This is a genomic window from Amycolatopsis deserti, from assembly GCF_014653945.1.
Taxonomy (GTDB): domain Bacteria; phylum Actinomycetota; class Actinomycetes; order Mycobacteriales; family Pseudonocardiaceae; genus Amycolatopsis_E; species Amycolatopsis_E deserti.
The window spans coordinates 234,015-259,011 of record NZ_BNAU01000008.1; the positions used below are offsets into that span (position 1 = coordinate 234,015).

A 24,997-nucleotide genomic window follows, 5' to 3' on the forward strand; every position below is an offset into this window, starting at 1 on the left:
ACCCGGCAACCCGCGGAACCCCGGGCCGCGGAACCCAAACCGGCGGAACCCGAACCGGCGGAACCTCAGTCGCGCGGCGGGATGGATCGCGTGGTGTTCGTCGTCGCGGCGGTGGTCGCGGCGGCGTTCCTGGGCTGGGGTGTGTTCGCCACCGACAGCCTGTCCAGCGTGTCCGCCGGGGTGCTGGACTGGCTGATCCGCAACACCGGCTGGGCGTTCCTGCTCGCCGCGACCGGGTTCGTCCTGTTCGCGATCTGGCTGGCGTTCAGCCGGTACGGCAAGATCCCGCTCGGCCACGACGGCGAGCGGCCGGAGTTCCGCACGATCTCGTGGATCGCGATGATGTTCAGCGCCGGCATGGGCATCGGGCTGATGTTCTACGGGGTGGCCGAACCGTTGTCGCACTTCGTGGAGCCGCCGCCGGGCACGGTCGCGGGCAGCACCGACGCCGCGGTGGAGACCGCGATGGCCACGTCGTTGTTCCACTGGGCCATCCACCCGTGGTCGATGTACGCGGTCGTCGGGCTCGCCATCGCCTACGGCACCTTCCGGCGCGGCCGCAAGCAGCTGATCAGCTCCGCGTTCGCGCCGCTGTTCGGCGAGCGGGTGAGTGAGGGCCCGCTGGGCAGGCTGATCGACATCCTGGCGATCTTCGCGACGTTGTTCGGGTCGGCCGCGTCGCTCGGGCTGGGCGCGCTGCAGATCGGCAGCGGGATGGTGCAGCGCGGCTGGCTGTCGGACAACCCGGGTACCGGCCTGCTCATCGGCGTGATCGCGGTGCTGACGGTGGCGTTCGTGGCCTCGGCGGTGTCCGGGGTCGCCAAGGGCATCCAGTGGCTGTCCAACATCAACATGGTGCTGGCGGCCGTGCTCGCCGTGTTCGTCTTCGTGGTCGGGCCGACGATCTTCATCCTGAACCTGGTGCCCTCGGCGGTCGGCGACTACTTCCGCGAGATGGGCGAGATGATCTCGCGGTCGGGCGCCTCAGGCGGCGCGAACATGGAGAGCTGGCTGTCCTCGTGGACGATCTTCTACTGGGCGTGGTGGATCTCGTGGACGCCGTTCGTGGGCATGTTCATCGCGCGGATCAGCCGCGGCCGGACGATCAAGCAGTTCGTGGTCGGCGTGATCCTCGTTCCGTCCGTGGTGAGCCTGGTGTGGTTCAGCATCATGGGCGGTACCGCGATCACGCTGCAGCGTGGCGGCGCCGATCTGGCGAGCGCGGGCAGCGCCCAGTCGCAGATGTTCGGGGTGCTCGACCAGTTCCCGCTGGCCGCCGTGGCGAGCGTGGTGGTGATGGTGCTGGTGGCGATCTTCTTCGTCTCCGGGGCGGACGCCGCGTCGCTGGTGATGGGGTCGATGTCGCAACGCGGCGCGATCGAGCCGAAGCGCTGGCTGGTGGTGTTCTGGGGCGTGGCGACCGGTGGGGTGGCCGCGGTGATGCTGCTGGTCGGCGGCGGCGGTGACGAGGCGCTGACCGGGTTGCAGAACCTGACGATCATCGCGGCGGCGCCGTTCGCACTGGTGATGGTGGTGCTGTGCGTGGCGCTGGCGAAGGACCTGCGCAGCGACCCGATGATCCGGCGGGAGGAGAAGAGCGCGGAGATCGTGGAGCAGGCGGTGCTGACCGGAAACCGTCACTACGACGGCGACTTCTGCCTGCAGGTGGCCCCGGTGAACGAGGCAGGGCCGACCGGAAACGGCCGCGCCCCGACGGAAAAGGTGGAGTGAGGAGGGGGCGCCCGCACCGGCGGGCGCCCCTGGGCACGTCCCGGTCAGGGGACGTAGACCCCGTTGAACCACTGTCCGCTCGCGTCGTCGGAGTAGACGTCGACGTTGAAGTTGTAGTTGCCGTGGCGGTTTTCCCACAGGTAGCCGGGCAGGCCGGAGGCCGCGTTGGCGTCGCAGATGATGTCGTCGGTGCACAGCGTCAGGGTCGGGATGTCGCCGAAGAAGTCGTCCGCGCCGGCGAGTGGTGCGCCGACGACCGGGGCGACCAACGGGTGCGCCGCGGCGCCGGCGTTGCCCGGGCCGGCCGCCCGCTTGGGGTCGGCGATCAGGACGGCGTTGACGTCGTCGATGGTCGGCCAGTTCTCGGTCACCCAGGTGTGCACGACGGCGGCGCCGAGCGAGAACCCGACGGCCTTGACGTGCTGGCCCGGGCAGACGTTGCGCTGGTCGCGGATCAGCCGGTTCAGCTCGTTGACGCCCTGGCGCGCGTTGAACCCGATCGGGATGGCCGGATAGCCGACGCGCTGGCTGACGCCGCCCTGCCAGTACGGGTCGTCGGAGTCGTTGTCCCCGGTCCCGCCGACGACGATCGTGTAGGTCCCCTCGCACGGAGCAGCCTGCGCGACGGGTGAGGCCACCAGGTAGGCCCCCGCCGCGACCGCCAGACCGGTCAGCACTGCCGCGATCTTCTTCATCGAACCCTCCCAGTTCATCCGGACAATCCCGGCGAACGGTAGGCAGCGGCGATGAAAAAGCGATGAAACGGCCGCGGGGTGCGAGTCACGCGGATTTCATCGGCCGCGACGTGACCTGGTTTGATGGTCACGGACATCGTTGCGATCTGGGGGATGCGTTGCCGAAGGTCAGCGTGATCACGGCCGTCCACCGCGGGGGACACCACTTCCTGCGGCAGGCCTACGCCTCGCTGCGGGACCAGGACCTCCCGGCCGGGTGGGAGTGGGAGTGGTGCGTGCAGGAGGACGGCGACAGCGGCGTGCTCGACGCCCTGCCGCGCGACGACCGGGTGTTGCCCGGGTCGGGGCTGCCCGGCCGCGCGGCGGTGGCCCGGACGATGGCGCTCGCCCGCGCGACCGGCTCGGTGGTGCGCACCCTGGACGCCGACGACGTCCTGCTGCCCGGCGCCCTGGCCCGCGACATCGACGCGTTGCGCCGGGTGGCGTGGTGCACCTCGGCGTGCCTCGACCTGCTGCCGGACGGCTCGACGCGCCCCGGCCCCTACGACCCGCCCGCCGGGCCGGTGGCGCCCGGCCGGTTCTACGCCGAGCAGGTCGACGACCGGTTGTCCGTGCAGGCCAACACCTTCGCCGCGCACACGGACCTGGTCCGCGCCCTGGGCGGGTGGCCGGCGCTGACCGGCGCGGAGACCGTCGGGCTGCTGCTGGCGGCGGAGGCGGTGGCGCCGGGGGAGTTCATCGCCGAGCCCAGCGTGCTCTACCGCAAGCACGACGCCCAGACGACGGCCGCCGACCGTTACTGGGACAAGGCCGAGGACGCGGCACGGATGGAGAGCGTGCTGTCCCGGGCGGAGACGCTGCGGCGATCCGGCTGGCGCTGGCGGTCCGCCCGGGACGCGGCCTAGTCAGAGCCGTTCGTCGCGCATCACGTCCAGGTTGTGGAAGACCGGTTCGCCGTCACAGAGCTCCATCATCTCCTTCGCCAACCGGTCGGTTTCCGGCATCTGCGAGTTGCGCATCGCGTCCTCGTAGGACGGGAACTCGACGAACTCCATGTAGGTGCCCGGGTGCTCCCGGTCGCTCATCAGCACCGCGTGGGTGGCCGTGCGCTTGCCCTGCGTCTCGGCCAGCCAGCGGTCCACCATGTCGTTGATCTGTTCCGGGTGCGTGGTCTTGTACTCGATGACCTGGACGAAAGTCATGTCCCGCTCCTTTCCGGCCCGGGAGGGGTCATCGTCCGTCCGCGTGCACCGCGGGGTCAATACCTACACGTCGTAGGTGAGCGCGAACTCGTACGGGTGGGGGCGCAGCCGGAGCGGGTCGATCTCCGTCTCCCGCTTGAAGGCGATCCACGTCTCGATCACGTCCTCGGTGAAGACGCCGCCCGCGAGCAGGAACTCGTGGTCGGCCTCGAGCCGGTCGATCACCGCCTCCAGGGACGCCGGGACCTGCGCCACGTCACGCGCCTCCTCCGGCGGCAGCTCGTAGAGGTCCTTGTCGATCGGCGACGGCGGCTCCAGCTTGTTGCGCACCCCGTCCAGCCCGGCCATCAGCATCGCGGAGAACGCCAGGTACGGGTTGCCCGACGAGTCCGGGCAGCGGAACTCGATGCGCTTGGCCTTCGGCGACGAGCCCGTCACCGGGATGCGCACGCACGCCGACCGGTTCCGCTGCGAGTACACCAGGTTGATCGGCGCCTCGAATCCCGGCACGAGCCGGTGGTAGGAGTTCGCCGTCGGGTTGGTGAACGCGAGCAGGCTCGGCGCGTGGTGCAGGATCCCGCCGACGTAGTGCCGCGCGAGGTCGGACAGCCCGCCGTAGCCCGTCTCGTCGTAGAACAGCGGCCCGTTCTCGTCCCACAGCGACTGGTGGCAGTGCATGCCCGAGCCGTTGTCGTTGTACAGCGGCTTCGGCATGAAGGTCACCGTCTTGCCCTGCTTCCACGCGGTGTTCTTCACGACGTACTTGAACAGCTGCAGGTCGTCCGCCGCGTGCAGCAGCGTGTTGAACCGGTAGTTGATCTCGGCCTGGCCGCCGCTGCCGACCTCGTGGTGCGCCTTTTCCACCTCGATGCCCACGCCCTCCAGGTTGCGGACCATCTGGTCGCGCAGGTCGGCGAAGTGGTCGCGCGGCGACACCGGGAAGTAGCCGGCCTTGAACGGGGTCTTGTAGCCGAGGTTGCCGTCCGCCTCCTCGCGGCCGGTGTTCCACCAGCCCTCCACCGAGTCGACCTCGTAGAACGCGGTGTTCTCCACATTGCCGAAGCGCACCGAGTCGAAGATGTAGAACTCCGCCTCGGGTCCGAAGAACGCGCGGTCGGCGATGGTCGACTCGCTGATGTACTCCTCGGCCTTGCGGGCGATGTTGCGCGGGTCCCGGCTGTAGGACTCGCGGGTGAACGGGTCGTGCACGAAGAAGTTCATCATCAGCGTCTTCTCCGCGCGGAACGGGTCGACGCGGGCTGTGTAGGGGTCGGGCAGCAGCAGCATGTCCGACTCGTGGATGGACTGGAACCCGCGCACCGACGAGCCGTCGAAGGCCACGCCCTCCTCGAAGGCGTCGGCGTCGAAGGCCCGGGCCGGCACCGTGAAGTGCTGCATGATGCCGGGCAGGTCGCAGAACCGGACGTCGACGAACTCCACGTTCTCGTCGGCGATGTACCGCAGGACCTCTTCTGCGTTGGCGAACATGGCGGGACTCCTTTGCCGTCGCGGCCGTCGCGTCTCAGAGTCCTCGCGTCGCGGAGGAGGTTCAACGGGTGATGCGGGGCGGGCGGTTCCGGGTCTCGCTGGTCATCCGGCACGACGGCATCCCGGCCTCGGTCGCCCCCGCGGACAACGAGACCGGGACCCGGATGTCAGATCACGTACTGCGCGAAGGACTGGCGCACCTTGTTCACCTTCGGCAGCGCGACCGCGAGGCAGTAGCCCTGGCCGGGGTTCTTGGCGAAGAAGTCCTGGTGGTACTCCTCGGCCCGGTAGAACTCGCCCAGCGGCTCCAGCGTCGTCACGATCTCGCCGTCCCACCAGTCGCCCGCGCGCTTGATGGCGGCCTCGAACTCGGCGTGCTGCTGGTCGTCGGCGGGGAACATCGCCGAGCGGTACTGCGTGCCGACGTCGGCGCCCTGGCGGTTGAGCTGCCGCGGGTCGTGCAGGGTGAAGAAGACGTCGAGGATGACCTCCGCCGGGATGACCTTCTCGTCGAACGTCACCGCGACCGCCTCCGCGTGCCCGGTGCGTCCCGTGCACACCTGCTCGTACGAGGGCTGGGCCGTGTCGCCGCCGGTGTAGCCGGACACCACGTCCTGCACCCCGCGCAGCGTCCGGTAGACCGCGTCCAGGCACCAGAAGCACCCGCCGGCCAGCACGAACGTCCGCATCTCGCATCACCTCTCACCGTGTGGTCCGTAGTCCGGCTCGCCCCCGGTCAACCCCGGGTGCCGGTCCAGTATTCCGCGCCGGGCGCCCGCCCACCGGGCGTCCTCTGTGGACGCCTCACGCGGGGGCGACGCGGAAGACCGGCCAGCCGATCTCGGTCCGCCACGTGCCCGGATCCGGGGTGTCCCGCGGCCCCGTGAGGTACACCTCCCGCACCGGGCCGGCCACGGCGAGCGCGTGCTCCACCACCCACCGGCCCAGCTCACCGTAGGTGACGTCGATCGTGTCATGCTCGCCTGGGTGGGTGGTGACCGCGAGTTCCACCGCCGGCAGGGTCACCATCCGCACCCGCCCGGCCGGTGCGGGCGGGTCCGCCACCGGCAGGTAGACCAGCATCCGGCCGCGTCCGTGGGTGAACAGCGCGTTGTCGTACAGGCCGCCGGGCGGTCCGGCCGGGTCCGGCACGAGCGCGTCCAGCTCGGCCATCGCGCCCGCGTACCAGCCGTGGACGTCCGCCTCCCCGACGATCGCCTCCACCGCCGCGACCGTCGTGGCCGGGACGCGGCGCAGCTCGACCGCCAGCTCCCCGGGTTCCGGGGTGAGCAGCCGCCGCAGGGAGGTGACCGCCGCGCGGGTGCGTTCCAGCTGGTCCTCCAGCCGCCGCAGGTGCTCGCCCACCAGCAGTGCCCTGGCGTCCGGGTCGGGCGTGGCGAGGATGCGGCGGACCTCCGGCAGCGGCACGTCGAGCTCCCGCAGCCGGTGGATCACCTGCGCGGCCGGGATCTGCGTGGCGTCGTAGTAGCGGTAGCCGGTGGCGGGGTCGACGCGGGCCGGCTCGAGCAGCCCGGCGTCGTGGTAGCGGCGCAGCGTGCGGATGCTCAGGTGGGTCAGCCGGGAGAACTCGCCGATGGACAGCACGAGCGGATTCTGCACCCTCTCCCCGCGGGAGGGTCCAGCGCTTGACCCTCCCGCGCCGGCAGGGCGGACCGTGACAGGCATGAACGATTCCCTCGAAGGGCGGCGCGCCCTGGTGACCGGTGGCGGGCGGGGCACCGGTGCGGCCGTCGTCGCCCGGCTGCGCGCCGCCGGCGCCACCGTGCTGGCCACCGCCCGCTCCCGCCCGGACGGCACCGACGGCCCGTTCGTCACCGCCGATGTGACGCAGGCCGGCGGTGTGGACACGATCGTGCGCGAGGTGCGGGAGCGGTTCGGCGCGCTGGACGTCCTGGTGCACACCGTGGGCGGGTCGTCCGCGCCGGGCGGCGGGTTCGCCGCGCTGACCGACCGGCACTGGCGCGACGAGCTCGACCTCAACCTGCTGGCCGCCGTCCGCCTGGACCGGGCGCTGCTGCCGGACATGGCGGCCGGCGGGGCGGTCGTCCACGTGTCGTCCATCCAGCGGCGGTTGCCGTTGTTCGAAGCCACGCTCGGGTACGCCGCCGCGAAGGCCGCGCTCACCACGTACAGCAAGGGGCTGGCGAAGGAGCTGGCGCCGCGCGGGGTGCGGGTGAACGTGGTCTCGCCGGGAGCGATCCGCACCTCGGCGGCGGACGCCCTGGTCGCCCGGCTGGCGGCCGCCGAGGGGCTCGGCGAGCCGGCCGCGTGGGAGCGGCTGACCGCGTCGCTGGGCGGGATCCCGCTGGGCCGTCCGGCGCTGCCGGAGGAGGTCGCCGAGCTGGTGGCGTTCCTGGTGTCCGGCCGGGCGTCGGCGATCACGGGCGCGGAGCACACCATCGACGGCGGCACGGTGCCGACCGTCTGACCAGGAGGAATGATGATGAACTCACTGCCGGCCGCCGTGCGCGGCTACCTCGCCGACCCGGCCGCGGACGTCTTCACCACCGACGCGGTGGTGGTCGACGACGGGCGCACCTACCGCGGCCCGGACGAGATCCGCGCGTGGACCCGCCGGACCACGACGGAGTTCCGCTACACGGCGACGCTCACCGGGTTCTCCCAGGAGGGTGCGGGGGAGTGGACGGTGGTGCAGCACCTGTCCGGGGACTTCCCCGGTGGAGAGGTGGATCTGCGGTACCGGTTCCAGCTGCGCGGGGAGCGGATCGCCGCGTTGACGATCGCACCCTGAGGGGTGGGCTTCGCGGCGCGGCCGGCCCCGCAGGGCTGCGGACCCGCGGGTGCGGCTGGGCGCGCCGGGGCGGCGGACCGTGCTGCGGGATCGCCCGCTGCCGGCGCCGGGTGGCCCAGCGTCGAGCGGTGGGTGCCCGCGCGGGGTCATCCGGGGGGCAGGCCGGGGAGTAGTTCGACTGTGGCGGGGCCCTCGGCGCCGCCCCCTCAGCCGAGCGTCCCCGCTCGCGGCCTCACCCAGCGAAGGCCAGGCCAGGCAGCAGTTCCGCCAGCCGCGCGGGGGCGCCGGAGCGGAGGGTGAGCGTCCGGCCGTCCTGGTCGATCTCCACCAGGTTCTCCGCGCGGAGCCGGGTCAGGATCGCGTGTCCCAGCGCGCCGCCGAGGTGCGGCCGGCGCAGCGTACGGTCCAGGCAGCTCGTCGCGGTCTTGCGGCGGCTTCCGGCCAGCTCCGCCGCGTCGATCGCCAGCCGGTCCAGCACCTCCGCCGCCCGCGGGCCCAGCTCCAGCTCGTCGGTGTCGGCCCGGCGGCGCAGCGCGTCCACGGCCAGCAGGTGGTCCAGCACGGCCACCCCGAGCCGCCCCGCCGCGTGGTCGTAGCACAGCCGCTCCGGCGGCGCGGCCGGGCCGGGCACGGGCAGCGATCCGCCCGCGTAGTCGGCCAGCGCGTCCAGTACCGCGGTGATCGCCGGGTCCGCCAGGCGGTACGTCACGTGCCGCCCGGTCTGCGAGGTGACCACCAGCCCGGCCTGGCGCAGCTTCGCCAGGTGGTTGCCCAGCCGCGCCGGGGTCACGCCGAGGATGTCCGCCAGCTGGGTCATGCCGTGCGGCCCCTCGTGCGCGAGCAGCTGCAGCACGGTCAGCCGGATCGGGTCCGCCAGCTCGCGCGCCAGCCCGGTCACCGTGGCCACCACGGGCTGTTCCGCGCTCGTCCATCCGAGGGAGGTCACACCCGCAGCCTACCATCGACTTTCACGTTTCACGGATACGTGATAGATGTATGTGATGCTGCGACGCTACCTGCGCGACCAGATCTCGCCACCCGGTCCGTTCCGGGTGATGGCGCTCGGCGTGCTGGTCACCACCGCGGGCGGCGGCGCCTGGTACACGACGTGGGCGGTCTACTTCACGACCGTCGCCGGGTTGCCCGCCCCGGTCGTCGGCCTCGGGCTGATGCTCGCCGGCGGCGCGGGCCTGCTCGCGGCGACACCGGTCGGCGCGCTCGCGGACCGGATCGGGCCGCGGGAGCTGCTGATCGCCCTGATCGCGATCGAGGGCGTCTCGATGGCGGCGTTCGTGTTCGCCCACCACGTCGCCGTGTTCCTGGCCGTCGCGGTGGTCAACACGACGGCCGAACGCGCCACCGCCGGTGTCCGCACCGCCTACGTCGCGCAGCTGGCCGACGAGGCGACCCGGGTGGCGCACCTGGCGCGGCAACGCGTCGCCAGCCACCTCGGCTACACCGTGGGCGCCGCGGCCGGGGCCGCCTGCCTGACGTTGGGCAGTCCGGCCGCGTTCCACGTCCTGATCACCGTCGACGCGGCCACCTCGCTGATCTACGCCGCCCTGCTCACCCGGGTGCCCGCGGTGCGCCCGGTCCCGCGCACCGGCAAACCGCGCACCCTGCTCGCCGATCCCGCGTTCCTCACCGTGGTCTCCACGACCGGCCTGCTCTCCCTGTGCTGGGGCCTGGTCTCGACCGCGCTCCCGCTGTGGCTGGTCCGCAACACGCACCTGCCGGCCGGGCTCGCGGGCGTGGTCGTGATCGTCAATTCGCTCGGCGTGGCGTTGCTGCAGGTCGTGGCGAGCCGCGGCTGCACCGGGGCCCGGCGCGGCGCCGCGCGGGCGGCCTGGTCGGGCGGCGCCCTGGCGCTCGCCTGCCTGCTGTTCGCCGCGACCGGCGGGGGCGGTGGCGCGTGGGCCGCCGGGCTGGTGCTGCTCGCCACCGCCGCCCACCTGGCCGGTGAGCTGTGGTTCATCGCCGCGAAGTGGGCGCTCACGCTCGACCTCACCCCGCCCGGCGCGACCGGCCGCTACCAGGGCCTCGCCGCCACGGCCCAGGCCGGCGCGCAGATGCTCAGCCCCGCGCTGATGACCCTGCTGGTCGGCACGTGGGGCCGGCCCGGCTGGTTCGTGCTGGCCGCGGTGTTCCTCGCCGCCGGCCTGGGCACGATCCCGGCCGCCCGCTGGGCGATCCGCACCCGGATCGAAACCCGTTCTGCTGTCGGTTGACCCACGCCCAGCCCGGCAGCCTTGTCCCGGACGAGAACATGTTCTAGTTTTGGGTTCGTGGAGACCGATCTGGGCTTGGCCGGTGCCGTGGTGCTGGTGACCGGCGGCGTGCGCGGGGTGGGGCGGGGGATCAGCCGGGTGTTCTCGGCGTATGGCGCACGCGTGGTGACCTGCGCGCGGCGCGAGCCCGAGGAGCCGGCCGGCGACTTCATCGCCTGCGATGTGCGTGATCCGGATCAGGTGTCGGCGTTGATCGGTCGGATTGTGGCTGAGCACGGTCGTCTGGATGTGGTGGTGAACAACGCGGGTGGGAGTCCGTTCGCGTCTGCTGCGGAGGCGTCGCCGCGGTTTCACGACAAGATCGTGCAGTTGAACTTGCTGGCTCCGTTGGTGGTGGCGCAGCAGGCGAACGCGGTGATGCAGCGCCAGGACGGTGGCGGTTCGATCGTGATGATCTCCAGCGTGTCCGCGACCCGCCCGTCGCCAGGGACGGCCGCGTATGGCGCGGCGAAGGCGGGCTTGGACAACCTGACGGCCAGTTTGGCGGTGGAGTGGGCGCCTCGAGTCCGGGTGAATGCCTTGGATGTCGGAATGGTGCGCACCGAGCAATCCCGTCTGCACTACGGCAGTGATGTGGCGGCGGTGGGCAAGACGGTGCCGCTGGGACGGCTGGCGGAGCCGGAGGAGATCGGGCAGTGCGCGGCGTTTTTGGCGTCGGGTCTGGCTTCTTATGTGTCGGGGGCGACGTTGAAGGTGCATGGCGGTGGTGAGGTGCCGGCGTACCAGGCGGCCGCGGATGTCGATCGGGAGGGTTCATGACGTTGTGCCAGGACCGGGTGGTGATCGTGACCGGCGCGGGCCGCGGCATCGGGCGGGCGCATGCGCTGGCGTTCGCCGCGGAGGGTGCGCGGGTGGTGGTCAACGACGTGGGCGTGGCCCTCGATGGCTCCGCCACGGGCGACGGTCCAGCCGCCCAGGTGGTGGCTGAAATCGAGTCCCTGGGCGGCAAGGCCGTGGCGAACACCGACGACGTGGCCGATTGGGCCGGGGCGCGGAACCTGGTGCGCACCGCGGTGGAGCACTTCGGTGGTCTGGATGTGCTGGTGAACAACGCGGGGTTCGTGCGGGACCGGATGCTGGTCAACCTGGGTGAGCAGGAGTGGGACGCGGTGATCCGCGTGCACCTCAAGGGTCACTTCGCCCCGCTGCGGCATGCCGCGGAGTACTGGCGCGGCGAGGCGAAGGCGGGTCGGATGCCGAGCGCGCGGGTGATCAACACCAGTTCCGGTGCCGGCTTGCTGGGCAGTGTCGGCCAGTCCAACTATTCGGCCGCGAAAGCAGGCATCGCCGGGTTGACGGTCGTGGCAGCCGCGGAGTTGGCCCGCTACGGCATCACGGTGAACGCGATCGCTCCGTCGGCGCGGACGCGGATGACCGAGGAGGTGTTCGCTGATGCCATGGCCCGGCCCGATTCCGGGTTTGATGTGATGGCGCCGGAGAACATCTCACCGTTGGTGGTGTGGCTCGGCAGTGTGGAATCCGCCGGTGTGACGGGCCGGGTGTTCGAGGTGGAGGGCGGGAAGGTGTCGCTGGCGCAGGCGTGGCGCCATGGTCCTTCGGTGGACAAAGGCAGCCGGTGGGAGCCGTCCGAGTTGGGCCCGGTGGTGGAGAAGTTGATCGCCGAGGCGCCCGCGCCCGAACCCGTTTATGGAGCGTCCTGATGCCGGTTCTGACCAAACGGGACGGTCGCATCGAGATCGTCACGGTGGATTATCCGCCGGTGAATGCGTTGCCGGTGCAGGGCTGGTTCGACCTCGCCGAGGCGATCACGCGCGCCGGGCAGGACCCGGAGGTGCACGTGGTAGTGCTGCGTGCCGAGGGTCGCGGCTTCAACGCCGGGGTGGACATCAAGGAAATCCAGCGCACCGCCGGCTACGAAGCACTCGTGGGGGCGAACAAGGGCTGCTACGCCGCGTTCGGCGCCGTGTATGACTGCGCGGTGCCGGTGGTAGCGGCGGTGCACGGGTTCTGCCTGGGCGGGGGGATCGGGCTGGTCGGCAACGCGGACGTGATCGTGGCTTCGGAGGACGCCACCTTCGGGGTGCCCGAGGTGGAACGGGGCGCGCTGGGCGCGGCGACCCATCTGGCGCGGCTGGTGCCGCAACACCTGATGCGCACCCTCTACTTCACCGCGCGGCAGATCACCGCGGCCGAGTTGCATCAGCACGGTTCGGTCTTCCAGGTGGTGCCGCGTGAACAGCTGGATGAGGCCGCGTTGGCGGTGGCGCGGGACATCGCGGCCAAGGATCCGCGGGTGATCCGGGCGGCGAAGGAGGCGTTGAACGGTATCGACACCCAGCACGTGCACCGCAGTTACCGGTTCGAGCAGGGGTTCACCTTCGAGTTGAACCTGCTGGGCGCCTCGGATGAGGCTCGGGAGGAGTTCCTCAATGGCCGATAAGCGCATGACCGCCGACGACGTCGCGGCGGAAGTCCGGGACGGCATGACGATCGGCATCGGCGGCTGGGGCTCGCGCCGCAAGCCGATGGCCCTCATCCGTGCCCTGCTGCGCACGCCGGTGAAGGACCTGACGGTCGTGTCCTATGGCGGCCCGGATGTGGGGTTGTTGTGCGCGGCGGGCAAGGTCAAGCGGGTGGTGTTCGGGTTCGTCACGCTGGACTCGATCCCGTTCGACCCGTGGTTCGGTCGCGCCCGGGAGACCGGTGCGATCGAGGTGACCGAGTACGACGAGGGCATGTTCGCCGCCGCCCTGTCCGCCGCCGCCCAACGACTCCCGTTCCTGCCGCTGCGGGCCGGACTGGGTTCGGAGGTGATGCGGGTGAATCCCGGCCTGCGCACCGTGCGCTCGCCCTATGCCGATGGGGAGGAACTGGTGGCGGTGCCCGCGCAGGAACTGGATGTGGCGCTGGTGCATTTGAACCGTGCCGACGCGCGCGGGAATGCGCAGTATCTCGGGCCGGATCCGTATTTCGATGACTTGTTCTGCCTGGCCGCGAAGAAGCGGTTCGTCTCGGTGGAGAAGGTGGTGGAGACGGCGGAGCTGGCTGGGCCGGTGCAGTCGTTGTTGCTCAACCGCGGTTCGGTGGACGGTGTGGTGGAGGCGCCGCGCGGTGCGCACTTCACCACCGCGGTGCCCGACTACGGCCGCGACGAACGCTTCCAGCAGCACTACGTGGCTTGCGCGAAGGACCTGGACGCCTGGCCGGGGTTCGTGGATCGCTTCTTGTCGGGGGATGAGGCGCGGTACTTGTCCGAAGTGGATCGATTCGAGGCGGCGGCATGAGCGCGACCAGGGCCGAGATCGCCGTCGTGGCGGTGGCCGAACTCTTCCGCGGCGACGGCGAAATCGTCGCGAGCCCGATGGGCTACATCCCCTCGCTGGGCGCCAAACTCGCCCGCCTGACCTTCGAACCGGACCTGCTGCTCTCCGACGGCGAGGCCTACCTGATCGACGCCGACGGCGTGATCGAGGGCTGGCAGCCCTTCCGCAAAATGCTCGACACGATCGTCCCCCACGGGCGGCGGCACGTGGTGATGGGCGCCAACCAGATCGACAAGTTCGGCAACCAGAACATCTCCGCCATCGGCGACCACGCCCGCCCGACGAAGCAGCTCCTCGGCGTGCGCGGCGCGCCAGGGAACACGGCCAACCACCGCACGAGTTACTGGGTCCCCCGCCACAGCCCCCGCGTGTTCGTCGAGTCCGTGGACATCGTGTCGGGCGTGGGCTACGACAACGCCGCCAAAGCCGGACTGAAATACCACGACGTCCACCGCGTGGTGACGAATCTGGGGGTGTTCGACTTCGCCACCCCCGACCACTCGATGCGCGCGGTCTCACTGCACCCCGGGGTCGCCCCCGAGGAGGTCACGGCGGCGAGCGGCTTCGAGATCGATCTCTCCAGTGCGCTCACCAGCCGCGAGCCCACTGAGGAGGAGCTGCGGCTGATCCGCGAGGTGCTCGACCCGAAGGGCCTGCGGGACAAGGAAGTCCCGTCATGACACTGGACACCGCGCTGACCCGCCTGGTCGGGGTGCGGCACCCGGTCGTGCAGACCGGAATGGGCTGGGTGGCGGGACCGCGGTTGGTGTCGGCCACCGCCGAAGCAGGCGGGCTGGGCATCCTGGCGTCGGCCACCATGACGTTTCCCGAACTCGAAGCCGCCATCGCGGAAGTCAAGCAGCGCACCAACCAGCCCTTCGGGGTCAACCTCCGCGCGGATGCGAGGGACGCAGGAGACCGGGTGGACCTGCTGATCCGGGAGGGCGTGAAAGTCGCGTCCTTCGCGTTGGCTCCCCGCAAGGAGATGATCGCGAAGCTGCGGGACCACGGGATCGTGGTGATCCCGTCCGTGGGGGCGGCCCGGCACGCGGAAAAGGTCGCCGCCTGGGGCGCGGACGCCGTGATCGTCCAGGGCGGCGAGGGCGGCGGGCACACCGGGGGCGTAGCCACCACCCTGCTGTTGCCCTCGGTCCTGGACGCGGTCGACATCCCCGTCGTCGCCGCGGGCGGCTTCTTCGACGGACGCGGGCTCGCCGCCGCACTCGCCTACGGAGCCGCGGGCGTGGCGATGGGGACGCGGTTCCTGCTCAGCAAGGAAAGCACCGTGCCGGAGGAGGTCAAGCGCGTGTACCTCTCCCAGGGGCTCACCGGCACTGTCGTCACCCGGCGCGTGGACGGCCTCCCGCACCGCGTCCTGCGCACCGACCTCGTCGAGCGCCTGGAATCGACGGGCCGCGTCCGGGGACTGGTGCAGGCGGCACGCAACGCGGTGCGGTTCCGGCGGATCACCGGGCTGTCGCTGCCCGCGATGGTCCGCGAGGGCTTGGCGATGAAGCACGGCAACGAGATGACGTGGAGCCAGATCCTGATGGCGGCCAACACGCCGATGCTGCTGCGCGCCGGCCTGGTCGAAGGCCGCACCGACGCCGGAGTGCTGGCCTCGGGCCAGGTGGTCGGCCTGATTGATGACCTGCCCACGGTGGCCGAGATCGTGGAGGGCATGGTCGCCCAGGCGGAGGAGATCCTTCACCGCTTGGGTGGATGAGGGGCTTCGGGCGCCGCGCCTCGGCGGGGGCGGTTTTCCGCCGGGGTGCTCCGGGTTCCGGTGCCAGGTGGTCGGCCTGATTGATGACCTGCCCACGGTGGCCGAGATCGTGGAGGGCGCGGTCGCCCAGGCGGAGGAGATCCTTCACCGCTTGGGTGGATGAGGGGCTTCGGGCGCCGCGCCTCGGCGGGGGCGGTTTTCCGCCGGGGTGCTCCGGGCTCCGGTGCCAGGTGGTCGGCCTGATCGACGACCTGCCCACGGTGGCCGACATCGTGGAGGGCGCGGTCGCCCAGGCGGAGGAAATTCTCCACCGCCTGCCGACGCGTGATCAGATTCGTTCGATGATGGTCACGTTGGCGGTTCCGCCGCCTTCGCACATGGTTTGCAGGCCGTAGCGGCCACCGCGGCGCTCCAGTTCGTGCAGCAGGGTGGCGAGGAGTTTGGTGCCGGTGGCTCCGATGGGGTGGCCCAGGGCGATCCCGCCGCCGTTGACGTTGACGCGGTCGGGGTCGGCGCCGGTTTCGTCGAGCCAGGCCAGCACCACGCTGGCGAAAGCCTCGTTGACCTCGAACAGGTCGATGTCGTCCACGGTGAGCCCGGTCTTGCGGAGGGCGTGGGCGGTGGCGGGGATGGGGCCGGTGAGCATCCACACCGGATCCGCCGCCCGCACGGAGATGTGGTGGATCCGGGCGCGTGGCGTCAAACCGTGTTCCCGTACGAAGGACTCGGAGGCGATCAGGGCGGCGCTGACGCCGTCGGAAATCTGGCTCGCCACCGCCGCGGTGAGCCGGGAGCCCTCGGAGAGGGGTTTGAGTCCTTGCATGCGTTCGAGGCTGGTGTCCCGGCGCGGGCCCTCGTCTACCGAGAAGTCATCGACGGGGGCGATCTCTGCGGTGAATCGGCCGGTGTCGATGGCCTCGATCGCGCGCCGGTGGCTGCGCAGGGCGTAGGCTTCCATGGCTTCGCGGGTGATGTCCCAGTGCTCGGCGATCATGTCGGCGGAGCGGAACTGCGACACCTCGACGCTGCCGTACCGTTCCTGCCAGCCCTTGGAGCCGGAGAACGGATCGTCGAACCCGTACTCCCGCCCGGCGAGCATCGCGGCGCTGATGGGGATGCGGCTCATGTTCTGCACCCCGCCCGCGAGCACCAGGTCCTGGGTTCCGGATAGCACGGCTTGGGCGGCGAAGTGCACCGCTTGCTGGCTGGATCCGCATTGCCGGTCGACGGTCACGCCGGGGACGTGGTCGGGGTAGCCGGCGGCGAGCCAGGCGGTGCGGGCGATGTTGCCGGATTGGGGGCCGAGGGTGTCGGTGCAGCCGAGGATCACGTCGTCGACCAGGTCCGGGTCCACCCCGGCCCGTGACACCACCGCCCGGATGATGTGTGCGCCCAGGTCGGCGGAATGCCACCCGGACAGCGCGCCACCACGCCGTCCGACGGGGGTGCGCACGGCGTCGAGGAGAAAGGCTTCGGGCACAACGGCTCCCTAGGGGTGCTGGCTGGACACGGACACGACCTCGCCGGTCATATAGGAGGCGTAGTCGCTGGCGAGGAACACCATCACGTTGGCGACCTCCCAGGGTTCGGCGGCGCGACCGAACGCCTCTCGCTGCTCCAACTGGTGGAGGAGGTCGTCGCTGGTGACTTTGGCGAGGAAGGGGTGCATGGCCAGGCTGGGGGCGACGGCGTTGATCCGCACGCCGTGCTCGGCGGCATCCAGGGCGCTGCAGCGGGTCAACGCCATCACCCCGGCTTTGGCGGCGGCGTAGTGGGCCTGCCCGGCCTGCGCCCGCCACCCGATCACCGAGGCGTTGTTGACGATCGCCCCACCGCCACCTTGGGCGACGAACTGCCGCAGCACCGCCCGGGTGCAGCGGAACGTGCCGGTCAACGTGATGTCCAAGACCCGGGACCACTCGTCGTCGGTCATCTCCAGCACCGATCGGGTCCCGCCGAGCCCGGCGTTGTTGATCATCACGTCGATGCGGCCGAACTGCCCCACCGCGCCCGCCACCAACGCCTGCACCTGGTCCTCACGTGTGACGTCACAGGCGATGGCGTGCACCTTGCCCAGCTCCGCCAACTCGGTGGCCTTCTCCGCGAGCCGCCGCTCGTGCCAGTCGCTGATCACCACGTGCGCGCCTTCTTCGAGACAGCGTTTCGCGACCGCGGAGCCGATGCCGGTGCCGGCGGCGGCGGTGACCACCACGACTTTGCCGGCGAGCAGGTCGTGTCCGGGTGGGTAGTGGGGGATCACCGGGCCTCCTTGGGCAGGCCGAGCACCCGCTCGGCGATGATGTTGCGTTCGATCTCGTCCGAGCCGCCGTAGATGGTGTCGGCCCGGGTGAACAGGAACAGCCGCTGCCACTCGTCCAGCTCGCCGTCGGCCACCAGCGACCGCGCGCCCCGCGCCCGCACCGCCAACTCGCCCAGGCGGCGGTGCCACTGCGCCCACAGCAGCTTCCCGACCGCCACCTCCGGCCCCGCGGCCTGCCCCAGGGTGCGCAACGCGTGCGCCCGCAGCACCCGCAAACCGATCCGGGCGCGCTCCAGATCGGCGCGCAGCAACGGATCCTCCCACGTCCCCAGCCGGCGAGCCTCCGCCTCGATGCCGTCCAGCTCGCGGCGGAACCCGATCTGCTGCCCCAGCGTCGACACGCCCCGCTCGAACCCGAGCGTGGCCATCGCGATCCGCCACCCCTCACCCGGCTCACCGACAACCATGCCAGCCGGGGTGCGGGCGTCGTCGAAGAACACCTCGTTGAACTCCGAGGTGCCGGTCAGCTGCTGGATCGGCCGCACCGTCACCCCCTCCTGCCGCAACGGCACCAGCAGATACGACAACCCCCGATGCCGCTGCGACCCCCGCTCCGTGCGGGCGACCACGAAACACCAGTCCGCCACGTGCGCCAGCGACGTCCAGATCTTCTGGCCGTTGACCACCCACTCGCCGTCCCGCAGCTCCGCCGAGGTGGACACCGCCGCCAGATCCGACCCGGCCCCGGGCTCGGAGTAGCCCTGACACCACAGCTCCTCCACCGCCACGATCCGCGGCAGGAACCGCGCCCGCTGCTCCGGCGTGCCGAACGCGATCAACGTCGGCCCCAGCAACTGCTCCCCGATGTGATTCACCCGCGCCGGCGCCCCCGACGCCGCATACTCCTCGTGAAACGCCACCTGCTCATCCAGCGACAACCCACGCCCGCCGAACTCGCTCGGCCAGCCCACACACGTCCACCCGGCCCCAGCCAGGTGCCGCTCCCACGCCAACCGCAGCTCGAACGCCTCGTGCTCCCGCCCCGGCCCGCCCAGACCACGCAGCTCCGCGAACTCACCGGTCAGGTTGTCCGCCAGCCACTCCGCGACCTCACGGCGGAACCGCGTCAGCTCCAACGCACGCCTCCTTGCTGCCGGGCCTCCCACGCACCTAGGGTAATGAGAACATGTTCTAGTTTCTCGGTCCAGGGGAGGGTGCGGTGGGACAGACCACGATCCCGGCCGTCGTCCGCGACGCAGCGGCGAAGTTCGGCACGTCCGAGGCGCTGGTCGACGGCGACGTCAGGCTCGGGTTCGACCAGCTTCTGGAACGTGTTCAGACCGCCGCCAGGGCCTTCCTGGCCCGCGGGATCGCGCCCGGCGACCGGGTCGCGATCAACCTCCCGAACACCTGCCACTGGGTCCTGTCGGCCCTGGGCGCGCTCTATGCGGGCGCGGTGCTGGTGCCGGTCAACACCCGATTCACCGCCGCCGAGACCGTGGACCTGCTGGTCCGCAGCCGGGCGAAGGCGCTGGTCGTCGCGGCCGACTTCCTCGGCGCCGACCGGCACGCCGCGATCCAGGCGACCGGCGCCGCCCTGCCGGACCTCGCCACCGTCGTCCGCGTCCCGCTCGAACAACCGCACCGGCCGGCCAGTGGCACCCTCGGCTGGGACGAGTTCCTCGCCCTCGCCGAGCGGGTGCCCGCGGCCGACGCCGAAGCGCGCGCCGACGCCGTGCGGCCGGACGACGTCAGCGACATCCTGTTCACCTCCGGCACCACCGGCCGCTCGAAGGGCGTGCTGTCGGCGCACCGGCAGGTGGTCGACGTGGCCGCCGCGTGGGCGGAATGCGGCCGCGTCACCGCCGACGACCGGTACCTGGTGATCAACCCGTTCTTCCACAGCTTCGGCTACAAGGCCGGGATCGTGGTCGGGCTGCTGACCGGGGCCACGATCGTGCCGCAGGTGGTGTTCGACGTGCGGGCGACCCTGGCCGCGATCGAACGCGAACGCATCTCGGTGCTGCCCGGCGCGCCGACGATCTTCCAGTCACTGCTGCGGGAACCGGACCGCGGGGACACCTCGTCGCTGCGGCTCGCGGTCACCGGCGCGGCGACCGTGCCCGCGTCGCTGGTCAGGCGCATGCGCGCCGAGCTGGGGTTCGACACGGTGCTGACCGCCTACGGGCTCACCGAAGCGGTGGTGGTGACCATGTGCCGCCCCGGCGACGATGCCGAGCTGGTCGCGAGCACGTCCGGGCGCGCGACCGCCGGGTTCGAGGTGGCGATCCGCGGGGCGGAGGTCGTCGTCCGCGGGCCGAACGTCATGCTCGGCTACCTCGACGACCCCGAGGCGACCGCGCAGGCGATCGACGAGCAGGGCTGGCTGCGCACCGGTGACGTCGGCGTGCTCGATGACGACGGCAACCTGACCATCACCGGCCGGCTCAAGGACATGTACATCTGCGGCGGGTTCAACGTCTACCCGGCCGAGGTCGAGCACGCCCTCACCGAGCTGGCCGGCGTGCGTGACGTCGCCGTGGTCGGGGTGCCGGACGAGCGCCTGGGCGAGGTGGGCAAGGCGTTCGTCGTCGGCGCCGGGCTGACCGCGGAGCAGGTGATCGGGTTCTGCCGGGAGCGGCTGGCCAACTACAAGGTCCCGCGGCTCGTCCAGTTCGTGGACGAGCTGCCCCGCAACGCTTCCGGCAAGGTGCTGAAGCGACTTCTGACGGAGGAGAGGGCATGACTGAAGACGTCGTCCGCTACGAGCGCCGGGGTGCGGTGGCGGTGGTGACGATGAACCGGCCTGAGTACCGCAACGCGCAGAACTCGGCGATGACCTACGCGCTGGACGATGCGTTCACCCGGGCGGTGAACGACGCCGGGGTGAAGGTGATCGTGCTGGCGGGGGAGGGCAAGCACTTCTCGGCGGGCCATGACATCGGCACGCCCGGGCGCGATGTGGATCAGTCGTTCGAGCGGCGTGCGGTGGTGTGGTGGGATCACACCACGCGTGAGGGCGGGGATCAGCGGTTCGCCCGGGAGTCGGAGGTGTACCTGGGGATGTGCCGCCGGTGGCGGGAGATCCCGAAACCGATGATCGCGTCGGTGCAGGGGGCGTGCATCGCGGGCGGGTTGATGCTGGCGTGGGTGTGCGACCTGATCGTGGCTTCCGACGACGCGTTCTTCGCTGATCCGGTGGTGCGGATGGGTATTCCCGGGGTGGAGTATTTCGCGCACCCGTGGGTGCTGGGGCCGCGAGCGGCGAAAGAAGTCCTGTTCACCGGGGAACGGTTCAGCGTGCAGCAGGCCAAGGAATGGGGCATGGTCAACCGGGTCGTGCCCCGTGCGGAATTGGCGGAGCGGACGTTCGAGCTGGCGGACAAGATCGCGCAGATGCCGCAGTTCGGGCTGGCGCTGGCGAAGAAGGCGGTCAACCAGGCCGAGGACCTGATGGGGATGCGGTCCGGGATGGACTCGGTGTTCGGGTTGCACCACTTCGCCCACGCGCACAACGCCGAGACCTCGGCGGATTCGCTGGGTGGGCAGGACGCGCGGTCGATGCGGGACGGGGCGCAGCGCTGATGGACCTCGACATCGATGCCGAGTCGGCGGCGTTCCGCGACGAGGTGCGGGAATGGCTCGCCACGCATGTCCCCACGCTGCCGTCGATGGACACCGCCGAAGGTTTCGCCGCACACCGGAAGTGGGAGGCGACGCTGGCTGATGCCCGGTTGTCGGTGGTTTCCTGGCCGCGCGAGTACGGCGGGCGGGATGCGTCGTTGCTGCAGTGGGTGTTGTTCGAGGAGGAGTACTACGCCGCGGGCGCACCCGGGCGTGTCAGCCAGAACGGGATCTTCATGCTGGGGCCGACGCTGTTCGCGCACGGCACGGCCGAGCAGCGGGCCCGGATCCTGCCCGCCATGGCCCGCGGTGAGCAGGTGTGGGCGCAGGCCTGGTCCGAACCCGAAGCCGGCAGCGACATCGCCGCCCTGCGCAGCAGCGCGGTCCGGACCGAGGGCGGGTGGCTGCTGTCCGGGCAGAAGACCTGGTCCTCCCGCGCGGCCTTCGCCGACCGCGCGTTCGGGTTGTTCCGGACCGATCCCGCCGAGCAGCGGCATCGCGGGCTGACGTACTTCATGTTCGACCTGCGCGCCGAGGGCGTGACCGTGCGGCCCATCCCGCAGCTGGACGGGGAGCCGGGGTTCGCCGAGATCTTCCTGGACAACGTGTTCGTGCCCGATGCCGACGTGATCGGCGAACCGGGCCAGGGGTGGCGGGTGGCGATGACCACTGCCAACAACGAACGCGGCCTCTCGCTGCGCAGCCCCGGCCGCTTCCTCTCCGCCGCGGACCGCCTGGTTGATCTGTGGCGTACGCAGGGGCAAGCCGCTGCGGCACGGGACCGGGTGGCGGATGCGTGGATCGGGGCGCGCGCCTACCAGCTCTACACCTTCGGCACCGTTTCCCGGCTGGCCGAGGGCGGCGAGCTCGGGCCGGAGTCCAGCGTCAACAAGCTGTTCTGGTCCCACCTGGACGTCGGCCTGCACGAGACCGCGCTGGACATCCTCGGCCCGGACGCCGAAACCGACCAGGCGTGGGTGGACGGTTATCTGTTCTCCCTGGCCGGCCCGATCTACGGCGGCACCGACCAGATCCAACGCAACACCATCGCCGAACGACTCCTGGGACTGCCTAGGGAGGCCCGCCGATGAGATTCGCGCTTTCGGCCGAACAGCGGGACTTCGCCACCAGCTTGCACGACTACCTCACCGGCGCCGACACCCCCGCCGCCGCCCGAGCCTGGGCACAGGGGCGGCACGAACCCGGACTCAAGATCCTGCGCGGCCTCGCCGAACTCGGCGTACCGGCCCTGCTGATCGACGAAGCCCACGGCGGACTCGGCGCCGGCCCCGTCGACCTGGTCGTGGCGTTCGAGGCGCTGGGCTACCACGCCGTCCCCGGCCCGCTGGTGGAAACCGCCGCGGTCGCGCCCGCCGTCAACGCGGCCGAGCCGTGGTGGCCGGCACTGGCGGCGGGAGAAGCCTTCGCCACGGTGCTGGCTCCGCCGTACGTCCCGCTCGCACTCGACGCCGACATCGCGAGCCTCACGCTCGTCCTGCGCGACGGTGCCGTGCAGGAGATCCAGTCACCCCAGCGGGAGTTCGTGCGGTCGATCGATCCGGCCCGGCGGTTGTTCCAGCTCACCGGGGAGCCGGTACCCCTGGGCGAGTCCGAGCGCGCTTTCGACCTGGGGGTTCTCGCCGTGGCCGCGCAACTGCTCGGCGCCGGGCAATGGCTGCTCGACGCCGCAGTCGCCTACGCCAGACAACGCGCACAGTACGGCCGGCTGATCGGCGAATACCAGGCGGTCAAGCACCTGCTGGCCGACGTCGCCACCCACCTCGAACTCGCCCGGCCCCTCGTCCACGGCGCCGCGGTGACCCTGGACCCGCGGGACGTCTCCGCCGCCAAGGTCAAAGCGGGCGACGCCGCCTACCTCGCCGCACGTACCGCACTCCAGGTCCACGGCGCCATCGGCTACACCGCCGAACACGACCTCGGCCTGCGACTCACCAAAGTGCGGGCCCTGACCGGGTCGTGGGGCGACGGCGGGTTCCACCGCGAACGGGTGCTGGCGCGATGAGCCGGATCGATCCGATGTGGACGGAGGAGGCGCGGGCGCTGCGGGAGTCCGTGCGGACGTTGCTGGCACGGCGGTCGGGGCCGGCGGAGGTGCGCGCCGCGATGGCGTCCCCGCTCGGATACGACGACAAGCTGTGGTCGACGCTGTGCGAGCAGATCGGTGTCGCGGCTCTCGCGATTCCCGAGGAGTACGACGGCGCGGGCGCTTCGCTGGCCGAGGCGTGCGTGGTGTTGGAGGAGCTGGGGCGCACGCTGACCCCCGCCCCGATGCTCGGCTCGGCGGTGCTGTGCGGGCAGGCGCTGCTGCTGACCGGCAACGACGAGGCGTGCCGGCGGTTGCTGCCCGGCATCGCCGCGGGCAGCAGCGTGGCCGCGCTCGCGTGGTCCGATGAGGACGGACGGTGGTCCCCGGCGTGTGTCTTCGCGGACGGCCGCGTGGACGGCCGGGCGCACTACGTGCTCGACGGCGACCACGCGGACGTCCTCCTCGTGGTGGCGCGGACTCCCGACGGCGCTGGCCTGTTCGAAGTCGACCCGGCGGACGCCCGCCGCGAGCCCGTGACCACCCTCGACCCGACGCGGCGCCTCGCGGTCGTCTCGCTGGAGGCCGCCCCGGCGCGACGGCTGGACACCGGCGGATTCGACCTCGGGCGGCTGCGTGCGCTCGCGGTCGTGGCGCTGGCCGCCGAGCAGGTCGGCGCCGCGGCGAGGGCGCTGGAGCTGACTGTGGAGTACACCAAGCAGCGTCACCAGTTCGGCCGGCCCGTCGGGAGCTTCCAGGCGCTCAAGCACCGCATGGCCGACGTGCACGTGCACGTCGAGGCCGCCCGGTCGGCGCTGTACGGCGCCCTGACCGGCGACGACCTGCCGACCGACGCGGCGACCGCGAAACTCGTGTGCTCCGAGGCGTTCCAGCACGCCGCTGCCGAGATGATCCAGCTGCACGGCGGCATCGCGATCACCTGGGAGCACGACGCGCACCTGTACTTCAAACGCGCGCACGGCAGCGCACTGCTGTTCGGCTAGGGAACGGGGTGCGGCTCCGGTTCGAAGGTCGCCAGCATCTGTTCCAGCGCCGCCTGGTCTGGGCCGACCCACGGGTCCGCGTCCGGGGCCATGGCGAGGCGGTCGAGGAACTCGGCGGCGCGGCCTGGCGCCGGGGGCAGGTGGGTGCTCAGGATGACTGCCGGGTCGAAGGTCCGCAGCGGCGCCAGCGTGGCCAGGTACCGGTCGCGGTCGACGTTGTGCACCCACGGGCTGTCCACCGTGGCCCACAGCAGCTGGCCGGCGTGCAGCGCGTCGGCGGGGGCGTTCGCGACGTCGTCGCACGCGGCGAGTTCCGCGGTCGGCATGGGGGCGCCGAAGCAGTCCGAACTGACGCACACCCCGCTGCTGTGGTCGAAGAAGCCGACCGTCGCCGGGCTGTCGAACAGCGGCGGCCGGAAGGCGGTCAGCGTGCGGTCGCCCGCGTCGAGGGTCTGCCCGGGGTTGAGCAGGTACACCCGGTCGATCGGCAGCGGCCGCTCGGTCGACATGATGCCCATCGCGAGGTAGGTGGTGATCAGGCGGGCGCGTGGGGCCAGCTCGAGCAGGTCGAACAACGCGCCGGTGTGGTCGCGGTCCGGGTGGGTGAGCCAGATCCAGCGCACGTCGGCGGGATCGATCACCGTCCCCAGCGCGTCCAGGTAGCCGCGGCCGGGCAGGCTCAGCCCGGTGTCGACGACGACCGGTTCGGCGCCCTGCATGACGAACGCGTTGACCGGGAGGAAGCCGATGCCGGGCACCTCGAGCTGGTCGCACAGGACGCTCACGTCGCGCCCGATCCGGTTGATCTCCATGGCATCCGCCCTTCTTCCGCTCGTGCCGGAAACGGTAGGCCGCTCCGGACGCCCGGCGATAAGGCC

26 protein-coding genes are annotated in these 24,997 nt (G+C 71.3%); 16 read left to right on the forward strand and 10 right to left on the reverse strand.

Annotated elements, in window-relative coordinates:
• The first annotated feature begins 81 nt into the window (after positions 1 to 81).
• The gene (locus tag IE290_RS30325; protein ID WP_191248125.1) at positions 82 to 1,731 is read left to right on the forward strand and encodes a BCCT family transporter; all 1,650 of its coding nucleotides are present in this window, start codon (positions 82 to 84) and stop codon (positions 1,729 to 1,731) included.
• Between the two features lie 44 nt (positions 1,732 to 1,775).
• Here the strand turns inward: IE290_RS30325 and IE290_RS30330 are convergent, their stop codons facing one another.
• Positions 1,776 to 2,426 (reverse strand): cutinase family protein, encoded by a 651-nt coding sequence (locus IE290_RS30330; protein ID WP_191248126.1) that lies wholly within the window; start codon positions 2,424 to 2,426, stop codon positions 1,776 to 1,778.
• A gap of 173 nt (positions 2,427 to 2,599) precedes the next feature.
• Between IE290_RS30330 and IE290_RS30335 the strand changes: the two genes are divergently transcribed.
• Positions 2,600 to 3,331 (forward strand): glycosyltransferase family protein, encoded by a 732-nt coding sequence (locus tag IE290_RS30335; protein WP_229874811.1) that lies wholly within the window; start codon positions 2,600 to 2,602, stop codon positions 3,329 to 3,331.
• Here the strand turns inward: IE290_RS30335 and IE290_RS30340 are convergent, their stop codons facing one another.
• From IE290_RS30340 to IE290_RS30355, 4 genes are all read right to left on the reverse strand, one after another.
• On the reverse strand, positions 3,332 to 3,628 hold the full coding sequence (locus tag IE290_RS30340) for a hypothetical protein (protein WP_191248128.1): 297 nt from the start codon (positions 3,626 to 3,628) through the stop codon (positions 3,332 to 3,334). It lies immediately after the preceding gene.
• Positions 3,629 to 3,691: 63 nt separating this feature from the next.
• Positions 3,692 to 5,116, reverse strand: a complete 1,425-nt coding sequence (gene glnA / locus IE290_RS30345) for a type I glutamate--ammonia ligase (RefSeq protein ID WP_191248129.1) — start codon at positions 5,114 to 5,116, stop codon at positions 3,692 to 3,694.
• A 167-nt stretch (positions 5,117 to 5,283) separates the two neighbouring features.
• Positions 5,284 to 5,805: a peptide-methionine (S)-S-oxide reductase MsrA gene (gene msrA / locus IE290_RS30350; RefSeq protein WP_191248130.1), complete on the reverse strand. Its 522-nt coding sequence runs from the start codon at positions 5,803 to 5,805 to the stop codon at positions 5,284 to 5,286.
• Positions 5,806 to 5,920: 115 nt separating this feature from the next.
• Positions 5,921 to 6,736 (reverse strand): MerR family transcriptional regulator, encoded by an 816-nt coding sequence (locus IE290_RS30355; protein WP_229874812.1) that lies wholly within the window; start codon positions 6,734 to 6,736, stop codon positions 5,921 to 5,923.
• 64 nt (positions 6,737 to 6,800) lie between these two features.
• On the opposite strand from IE290_RS30355, the gene IE290_RS30360 reads away from it, so the two are divergent.
• Complete coding sequence (locus IE290_RS30360; RefSeq protein WP_191248132.1) at positions 6,801 to 7,565, forward strand: SDR family oxidoreductase; 765 nt, start codon at positions 6,801 to 6,803, stop codon at positions 7,563 to 7,565.
• Between the two features lie 12 nt (positions 7,566 to 7,577).
• The gene (locus IE290_RS30365) at positions 7,578 to 7,889 is read left to right on the forward strand and encodes a nuclear transport factor 2 family protein (RefSeq protein WP_229874813.1); all 312 of its coding nucleotides are present in this window, start codon (positions 7,578 to 7,580) and stop codon (positions 7,887 to 7,889) included.
• A gap of 232 nt (positions 7,890 to 8,121) precedes the next feature.
• On the opposite strand, the gene IE290_RS30370 is transcribed toward IE290_RS30365, so the two are convergent.
• Positions 8,122 to 8,835: an ArsR/SmtB family transcription factor gene (locus IE290_RS30370; RefSeq protein ID WP_191248133.1), complete on the reverse strand. Its 714-nt coding sequence runs from the start codon at positions 8,833 to 8,835 to the stop codon at positions 8,122 to 8,124.
• Positions 8,836 to 8,890: 55 nt separating this feature from the next.
• Between IE290_RS30370 and IE290_RS30375 the strand changes: the two genes are divergently transcribed.
• Genes IE290_RS30375 through IE290_RS30405 form a run of 7 tightly spaced genes read left to right on the forward strand, consistent with a single transcriptional unit; the run spans position 8,891 to position 15,187 of the window.
• Complete coding sequence (locus IE290_RS30375; protein WP_191248135.1) at positions 8,891 to 10,117, forward strand: MFS transporter; 1,227 nt, start codon at positions 8,891 to 8,893, stop codon at positions 10,115 to 10,117.
• 57 nt (positions 10,118 to 10,174) lie between these two features.
• Positions 10,175 to 10,936 (forward strand): SDR family oxidoreductase, encoded by a 762-nt coding sequence (locus tag IE290_RS30380; RefSeq protein ID WP_191248137.1) that lies wholly within the window; start codon positions 10,175 to 10,177, stop codon positions 10,934 to 10,936.
• Complete coding sequence (locus IE290_RS30385; RefSeq protein ID WP_191248139.1) at positions 10,933 to 11,838, forward strand: SDR family oxidoreductase; 906 nt, start codon at positions 10,933 to 10,935, stop codon at positions 11,836 to 11,838. Before IE290_RS30380 ends, IE290_RS30385 begins: the two co-directional genes overlap by 4 nt.
• On the forward strand, positions 11,838 to 12,578 hold the full coding sequence (locus IE290_RS30390; protein WP_191248141.1) for an enoyl-CoA hydratase family protein: 741 nt from the start codon (positions 11,838 to 11,840) through the stop codon (positions 12,576 to 12,578). The genes IE290_RS30385 and IE290_RS30390 overlap by 1 nt, the downstream gene beginning before the upstream one ends.
• A complete protein-coding gene (locus IE290_RS30395) occupies positions 12,568 to 13,422 on the forward strand; it encodes a CoA transferase subunit A (protein ID WP_191248253.1) in 855 nt (284 codons plus the stop codon). Before IE290_RS30390 ends, IE290_RS30395 begins: the two co-directional genes overlap by 11 nt.
• Positions 13,419 to 14,141, forward strand: coding sequence for a CoA-transferase subunit beta (locus tag IE290_RS30400; protein ID WP_191248143.1), 723 nt, complete (start codon positions 13,419 to 13,421; stop codon positions 14,139 to 14,141). The genes IE290_RS30395 and IE290_RS30400 overlap by 4 nt, the downstream gene beginning before the upstream one ends.
• A 2-nt stretch (positions 14,142 to 14,143) precedes the next feature.
• A complete protein-coding gene (locus IE290_RS30405; RefSeq protein ID WP_191248254.1) occupies positions 14,144 to 15,187 on the forward strand; it encodes an NAD(P)H-dependent flavin oxidoreductase in 1,044 nt (347 codons plus the stop codon).
• Positions 15,188 to 15,515: 328 nt separating this feature from the next.
• On the opposite strand, the gene IE290_RS30410 is transcribed toward IE290_RS30405, so the two are convergent.
• Genes IE290_RS30410 through IE290_RS30420 form a run of 3 tightly spaced genes read right to left on the reverse strand, consistent with a single transcriptional unit; the run spans position 15,516 to position 18,583 of the window.
• Positions 15,516 to 16,667 carry an acetyl-CoA C-acetyltransferase gene (locus tag IE290_RS30410; protein ID WP_191248144.1) on the reverse strand — a complete coding sequence of 384 codons (1,152 nt, stop codon included), beginning with the start codon at positions 16,665 to 16,667 and terminating at the stop codon, positions 15,516 to 15,518.
• 9 nt (positions 16,668 to 16,676) lie between these two features.
• Positions 16,677 to 17,447 (reverse strand): SDR family oxidoreductase, encoded by a 771-nt coding sequence (locus IE290_RS30415; RefSeq protein WP_191248145.1) that lies wholly within the window; start codon positions 17,445 to 17,447, stop codon positions 16,677 to 16,679.
• Positions 17,444 to 18,583 (reverse strand): acyl-CoA dehydrogenase family protein, encoded by a 1,140-nt coding sequence (locus IE290_RS30420; RefSeq protein WP_191248146.1) that lies wholly within the window; start codon positions 18,581 to 18,583, stop codon positions 17,444 to 17,446. Before IE290_RS30420 ends, IE290_RS30415 begins: the two co-directional genes overlap by 4 nt.
• An 83-nt stretch (positions 18,584 to 18,666) precedes the next feature.
• Here IE290_RS30420 and IE290_RS30425 point away from each other — a divergent pair, with 83 nt between their 5' ends.
• Genes IE290_RS30425 through IE290_RS30445 form a run of 5 tightly spaced genes read left to right on the forward strand, consistent with a single transcriptional unit; the run spans position 18,667 to position 24,119 of the window.
• Positions 18,667 to 20,193, forward strand: a complete 1,527-nt coding sequence (locus tag IE290_RS30425) for a FadD3 family acyl-CoA ligase (RefSeq protein WP_191248147.1) — start codon at positions 18,667 to 18,669, stop codon at positions 20,191 to 20,193.
• The gene (locus tag IE290_RS30430; protein ID WP_191248148.1) at positions 20,190 to 21,032 is read left to right on the forward strand and encodes an enoyl-CoA hydratase; all 843 of its coding nucleotides are present in this window, start codon (positions 20,190 to 20,192) and stop codon (positions 21,030 to 21,032) included. Before IE290_RS30425 ends, IE290_RS30430 begins: the two co-directional genes overlap by 4 nt.
• Positions 21,032 to 22,162 (forward strand): acyl-CoA dehydrogenase family protein, encoded by a 1,131-nt coding sequence (locus tag IE290_RS30435; RefSeq protein ID WP_191248149.1) that lies wholly within the window; start codon positions 21,032 to 21,034, stop codon positions 22,160 to 22,162. The genes IE290_RS30430 and IE290_RS30435 overlap by 1 nt, the downstream gene beginning before the upstream one ends.
• A complete protein-coding gene (locus IE290_RS30440) occupies positions 22,159 to 23,094 on the forward strand; it encodes an acyl-CoA dehydrogenase family protein (protein WP_191248150.1) in 936 nt (311 codons plus the stop codon). The genes IE290_RS30435 and IE290_RS30440 overlap by 4 nt, the downstream gene beginning before the upstream one ends.
• The gene (locus IE290_RS30445; protein WP_229874814.1) at positions 23,091 to 24,119 is read left to right on the forward strand and encodes an acyl-CoA dehydrogenase family protein; all 1,029 of its coding nucleotides are present in this window, start codon (positions 23,091 to 23,093) and stop codon (positions 24,117 to 24,119) included. The genes IE290_RS30440 and IE290_RS30445 overlap by 4 nt, the downstream gene beginning before the upstream one ends.
• Here IE290_RS30445 and IE290_RS30450 read toward each other — a convergent pair.
• Complete coding sequence (locus IE290_RS30450) at positions 24,116 to 24,931, reverse strand: MBL fold metallo-hydrolase (protein ID WP_191248151.1); 816 nt, start codon at positions 24,929 to 24,931, stop codon at positions 24,116 to 24,118. The two genes, IE290_RS30445 and IE290_RS30450, sit on opposite strands and share 4 nt — an antisense overlap.
• Positions 24,932 to 24,997: the final 66 nt, after the last annotated feature.

Excerpts from the sequence above, each read along its gene's own strand:
- IE290_RS30325 (WP_191248125.1), top strand. The coding sequence starts at position 82 with ATGGATCGCGTGGTGTTCGTCGTCGCGGCGGTGGTCGCGGCGGCGTTC.
- IE290_RS30330 (WP_191248126.1), bottom strand. The coding sequence starts at position 2,426 with ATGAAGAAGATCGCGGCAGTGCTGACCGGTCTGGCGGTCGCGGCGGGG.
- IE290_RS30340 (WP_191248128.1), bottom strand. The coding sequence starts at position 3,628 with ATGACTTTCGTCCAGGTCATCGAGTACAAGACCACGCACCCGGAACAG.
- glnA (WP_191248129.1), bottom strand. The coding sequence starts at position 5,116 with ATGTTCGCCAACGCAGAAGAGGTCCTGCGGTACATCGCCGACGAGAAC.
- msrA (WP_191248130.1), bottom strand. The coding sequence starts at position 5,805 with ATGCGGACGTTCGTGCTGGCCGGCGGGTGCTTCTGGTGCCTGGACGCG.
- IE290_RS30360 (WP_191248132.1), top strand. The coding sequence starts at position 6,801 with ATGAACGATTCCCTCGAAGGGCGGCGCGCCCTGGTGACCGGTGGCGGG.
- IE290_RS30365 (WP_229874813.1), top strand. The coding sequence starts at position 7,578 with ATGATGAACTCACTGCCGGCCGCCGTGCGCGGCTACCTCGCCGACCCG.
- IE290_RS30375 (WP_191248135.1), top strand. The coding sequence starts at position 8,891 with ATGCTGCGACGCTACCTGCGCGACCAGATCTCGCCACCCGGTCCGTTC.
- IE290_RS30385 (WP_191248139.1), top strand. The coding sequence starts at position 10,933 with ATGACGTTGTGCCAGGACCGGGTGGTGATCGTGACCGGCGCGGGCCGC.
- IE290_RS30390 (WP_191248141.1), top strand. The coding sequence starts at position 11,838 with ATGCCGGTTCTGACCAAACGGGACGGTCGCATCGAGATCGTCACGGTG.
- IE290_RS30395 (WP_191248253.1), top strand. The coding sequence starts at position 12,568 with ATGGCCGATAAGCGCATGACCGCCGACGACGTCGCGGCGGAAGTCCGG.
- IE290_RS30400 (WP_191248143.1), top strand. The coding sequence starts at position 13,419 with ATGAGCGCGACCAGGGCCGAGATCGCCGTCGTGGCGGTGGCCGAACTC.
- IE290_RS30430 (WP_191248148.1), top strand. The coding sequence starts at position 20,190 with ATGACTGAAGACGTCGTCCGCTACGAGCGCCGGGGTGCGGTGGCGGTG.
- IE290_RS30435 (WP_191248149.1), top strand. The coding sequence starts at position 21,032 with ATGGACCTCGACATCGATGCCGAGTCGGCGGCGTTCCGCGACGAGGTG.
- IE290_RS30440 (WP_191248150.1), top strand. The coding sequence starts at position 22,159 with ATGAGATTCGCGCTTTCGGCCGAACAGCGGGACTTCGCCACCAGCTTG.
- IE290_RS30445 (WP_229874814.1), top strand. The coding sequence starts at position 23,091 with ATGAGCCGGATCGATCCGATGTGGACGGAGGAGGCGCGGGCGCTGCGG.
- IE290_RS30450 (WP_191248151.1), bottom strand. The coding sequence starts at position 24,931 with ATGGAGATCAACCGGATCGGGCGCGACGTGAGCGTCCTGTGCGACCAG.